The sequence below is a fragment of the Martelella sp. genome (assembly GCF_984369615.1).
On sequence record NZ_CFHTCS010000358.1, the window covers coordinates 1 to 4,349 of the forward strand.

General features: G+C 59.6%; 5 protein-coding genes. 1 reads left to right on the forward strand and 4 read right to left on the reverse strand.

Going from position 1 to position 4,349, the window contains the following annotated elements; translation table 11 throughout:
* The 4 genes from AC5DC2_RS20100 to AC5DC2_RS20115 all read right to left on the reverse strand — a co-directional run.
* Window positions 1-443 (reverse strand): ABC transporter ATP-binding protein (locus AC5DC2_RS20100; RefSeq protein ID WP_491699759.1); only part of this gene is annotated, 443 nt, incomplete at its 3' end.
* Window positions 444-509: 66 nt separating this feature from the next.
* Window positions 510-1,004 carry a hypothetical protein gene (locus AC5DC2_RS20105; RefSeq protein ID WP_491699760.1) on the reverse strand — a complete coding sequence of 165 codons (495 nt, stop codon included), beginning with the start codon at window positions 1,002-1,004 and terminating at the stop codon, window positions 510-512.
* Window positions 1,005-1,009: 5 nt separating this feature from the next.
* On the reverse strand, window positions 1,010-2,497 hold the full coding sequence (sufB, locus tag AC5DC2_RS20110; protein ID WP_491699761.1) for a Fe-S cluster assembly protein SufB: 1,488 nt from the start codon (window positions 2,495-2,497) through the stop codon (window positions 1,010-1,012).
* A gap of 127 nt (window positions 2,498-2,624) precedes the next feature.
* Window positions 2,625-3,791, reverse strand: a complete 1,167-nt coding sequence (locus AC5DC2_RS20115) for a cysteine desulfurase family protein (RefSeq protein ID WP_491699762.1) — start codon at window positions 3,789-3,791, stop codon at window positions 2,625-2,627.
* A gap of 207 nt (window positions 3,792-3,998) precedes the next feature.
* Here AC5DC2_RS20115 and AC5DC2_RS20120 point away from each other — a divergent pair.
* The coding region (locus AC5DC2_RS20120) for an alpha/beta hydrolase (protein ID WP_491699763.1) at window positions 3,999-4,349 on the forward strand (351 nt) is incomplete at its 3' end.

The window sequence follows — 4,349 nt, forward strand, 5'->3', positions numbered from 1 at the left end:
AAGCCGACATTCAGCGGCCGCTTCAGCATCTCGTAATCGATCTTCAGCTCGGCGGCGCCTTCCTTGACCTTGCGCATGAAGTCGGGCGTGGAAAGCTCGGCCTCGCCGCGCGCCTTGCGCTGCTCGTTGATCGCCACCTTCAGGAACTGCATGGTGGCGACGCCCGGAATTTCGACCGGATACTGAAAGGCGAGAAACAGGCCCTTGGCGGCGCGCTCGGCGGCATCGAGCTCCAGAATGTTCTCGCCGTTATAGAGCACCTCGCCCTCGGTCACCTCGTAGTCCTCGCGGCCGGCGAGAATATAGGAGAGCGTCGACTTGCCGGAGCCGTTCGGGCCCATGATGGCTGCAACCTCGCCATCCCGGATGGTCAGGTCGAGACCCTTGATGATCTCCGTGCCGTCCTCGGCGATGCGTGCGTGCAGGTTCTTGATCTCAAGCATTTTTTTGTCCTTTGACGAAATGACCACCCTTGGGATATTCACCAATTATTGGTCACTAGTTTTCGTTCAGCGTTCCAGATTCTCCAGGCCAAGCGGAACGAGGTCTTTATCGAAAATACGATCTGAAATCTCGAGTGCGCCGTTCATGATAGTTGCCCTTCGCATCTCATCAGCTAATGCCTCACTCAGATCGGTAGCTCTGGCTAGTTCTGCCCAAACTTCTCGCCCCGTCAGCCTGAGCTGTGGTTCCAACAAGGCTCTTGCAGAAAACAGCCAAACCATCAGACCAGGAGTAGACGACGTCGTGTTCTGTTTTTGCTGGGCTTTAATCATTTGGCCGACTTCCACCGGAAAGAACATATAATCTTTCTGGAATATCCACTGGCCCATTTCGTAGACGTTTTTGCCTCGCGCCTCAAAATAGGCAGCATAATACATGGTTGACGCCAAAACATGATCCAGCACTTCCGGATCAGCGCCCCGCAGCGAAACAAGAAACGTTTCGACTTCGTTTCGTTGGGACTTAGTCGCCTTATTTTGCAGCCACGATTTGATGCCCATCGCAATCAGCCGACCGAACCTTCCAGCGAAATCCCGATCAGCTTCTGCGCCTCGACCGCGAATTCCATCGGCAGTTCCTGGATGACCTCGCGGACGAAGCCGTTGACGATGAGGGCGATCGCCTCTTCTTCCGGAATGCCGCGCTGCATGCAGTAGAACAGCTGGTCCTCGGAGATCTTCGACGTCGTCGCCTCGTGCTCGAAGCGGGCGGAGGAATTGCCGGCCTCGATATAGGGCACGGTATGCGCGCCGCACTTGTCGCCGATCAGCAGGCTGTCGCACTGGGTGAAGTTGCGCGCGTTTTCCGCCTTGCGGTGGGCCGAAACCTGGCCGCGATAGGTGTTGTTGGAAAAGCCCGCTGAAATGCCCTTGGAGATGATGCGGCTCGACGTGTTCTTGCCGAGATGGATCATCTTGGTGCCACTGTCGATCTGCTGGTGACCGTTGGAAACGGCGATCGAATAGAACTCGCCGCGCGAATTGTCGCCGCGCAGCAGGCAGGAGGGGTATTTCCAGGTGATCGCCGAACCGGTCTCGACCTGCGTCCAGGAGATCTTGGAATTGTCGCCCCGGCAATCGCCGCGCTTGGTGACGAAATTGTAGATGCCGCCCTTGCCTTCCTTGTCGCCCGGGAACCAGTTCTGGACGGTGGAATACTTGATCTCGGCATCATCCAGCGCAATCAGTTCGACGACGGCGGCGTGAAGCTGGTTTTCATCGCGCTGCGGCGCGGTGCAGCCTTCCAGATAGGAGACATAGGCCCCCTCCTCGGCGATGATCAGCGTGCGCTCGAACTGGCCGGTGTTCTTCTCGTTGATGCGGAAATAGGTCGAAAGCTCCATCGGGCAGCGAACGCCCTTGGGAACGAAGACAAAGGAGCCATCGGTAAAGACGGCCGAGTTCAGCGCAGCGTAGAAATTGTCGCCCTGGGGCACGACCGAGCCCAGATATTTCTTCACCAGGTCTGGATATTCGCGCATAGCCTCAGAAATCGACATGAAGATCACGCCGGCTTTCGCGAGTTCCTTCTTGAAGGTGGTGATGACCGAGACCGAATCGAACACGGCATCGACCGCGACGCGGCTTTTCGGCTGGTGCTGGAGTTCCTGCACGCCGGCAAGCAGTTCCTGCTCCTGCAGCGGAATGCCGAGCTTCTCATAGGTCGCCAGCAGTTCCGGGTCGACCTCGTCCAGCGTCTTCGGCCCGGTGACCGATTTCGGCGCAGCGTAGTAATAGAGATCGTTGAAATCGATCTTCGGGTAGTTCACCCGCGCCCAGCTCGGCTCTTCCATTGTAAGCCAGCGGCGATAGGCCTGAAGACGCCATTCCAGCATCCAGTCCGGCTCGTTCTTCTTGTGGGAAATGAAACGGATGATGTCCTCGGACAGGCCCTTGGGCGCCTTATCCACCTCAATCATCGTTTCGAAACCGTATTTATACTGATCGACGTCGATCTCGGCGACCTGATCGACGGTTTCCTTAACGGCAACCATATGTTCACTCCACTCATGACCGGGTTCAAGGCCCGGCGGTTTAACGTGTACCAAAGCGGCTATACCGCCTTATGTAGTCAAGGCAAACGGGATTTGCACCCCGTTTCGCTTGCGTTTTGTCAAATCTTCAGGCGGCGGCGCCCGTTTGTTTGCGGCGCCCGGCAATTTTCGCGAATGCCGCAATCGCCCGGTCGATATCGGCGTCGGTCGTATCCCATCCCAGCGAGATACGCAGCGCGCCGAGACGCGGGTCGCGCCCCATCGCCTTCAGCACATGGCTTTCGCCGACCTTGCCGGACGAACAGGCGGAGCCTGCCGAAAGCGCGATGCCCTCCAGGTCAAAGGCAATCTGCCCGGTTTCCGCCTTCTGCCCCGGAAGCGTGAAGGCCGTGGTGTTGGGCACGCGTTCTCCGCCTTCGCCATAAATAACGACGTCCGGCGCGGCGACCCGCATGCCGGCCTCCAGCCGGTCGCGAAGCGCGGCAATCCTCGCATTGCGCGCATCGAGACCTTCAACGGCAAAGGCCGCGGCTGCGCCGAATCCCAGAATGCCGGGAATGTTTTCCGTGCCCGAACGGTGCCCCTTCTCATGCCCGCCGCCGCGGATGAGCGGAGAAGGCATCAGCGTTTCGCCGCGGGAGACAAGCGCGCCGACGCCTTTCGGTCCGCCGATCTTGTGGGCCGAGAGGATCAGGAAATCGGCACCCAGGGCCTCGAGCGAAATCGGAAGACGGCCGACCGCCTGAACGGCGTCGACCACCAGAAGGCCGCCATGGGCATGAACGATCCTCGCCGCGTCGGCAACCGGCTGAAGAATGCCGGTCTCGCTGTTTGCCAGCATGATCGCGACCATCGGCAGGCCCGCATCGGCATCATGTTCGCCAAGCAGGTCTTCCAGCGCATCCAGCCTGACGACGCCATCCGCGCCAACGGGAATCTCGCGGCGCATGTCCGCCGGAAAGCGGCCGCCCTCATGGACAGCCGGATGCTCAATCGCCGAGACATAAAGACCGCCAAGCCGAACCGGACTGCGCCCCATGCGGAAATCCGGCGTCAGAACGGTATTCGCTGCTTCGGTTGCGCCCGAGGTGAACACCACATGGGCGGGATCGGCGGCGACCAGTCCGGCCACCTGGCGGCGGGCCTTCTCCACCGCCGCGCGGGCCGCGCGGCCCTCCTGATGCACGGAGGACGGATTGCCGGCAAGCTCCAGCCCCTCGAGCAGCGCGGCGCGGGCTTCCGGCAGAAGCTTCGCGGTCGCATTCCAGTCGAGATAGATCCTGTCGGTGCCCATATCGTCCCTAATTCGGCAGGCGATGACGGCCTGCGACGCATTTTCCTTGAAATCCTTACGCGGCTTGCCCTATTTGAGCCCAGCACGAGATGACTTCTATTTTCGAACCATTCTAAACTGCTTGTAGGAAAGCTGAGCCAATTAGTCAAGTCAACGCGACTTGCGCAAGCAGTCTTGAAAGTTTGAACCGATTTTTCCGGAGAGCCAATGCCTGAAGTGATTTTCAACGGTCCGGCCGGTCGCCTTGAAGGCCGCTACCAGCCGTCCAAGGAGAAGAACGCCCCGATCGCCATCGTCCTGCACCCGCATCCGCGGTTCGGAGGGACGATGAACAACCCGATCGTCTACGAGCTCTTCTACATGTTCCAGAAGCGCGGCTTCACCACACTGCGCTTCAATTTCCGCGGCATCGGCCGCAGCCAGGGCGAATTCGACCACGGCTCGGGCGAGCTTTCGGACGCGGCCGCAGCGCTTGACTGGGTGCAGAGCCTGCATCCCGATTCGAAGACCTGCTGGGTCGCCGGCTATTCCTTCGGCTCGTGGATCGGCATGCAGCTT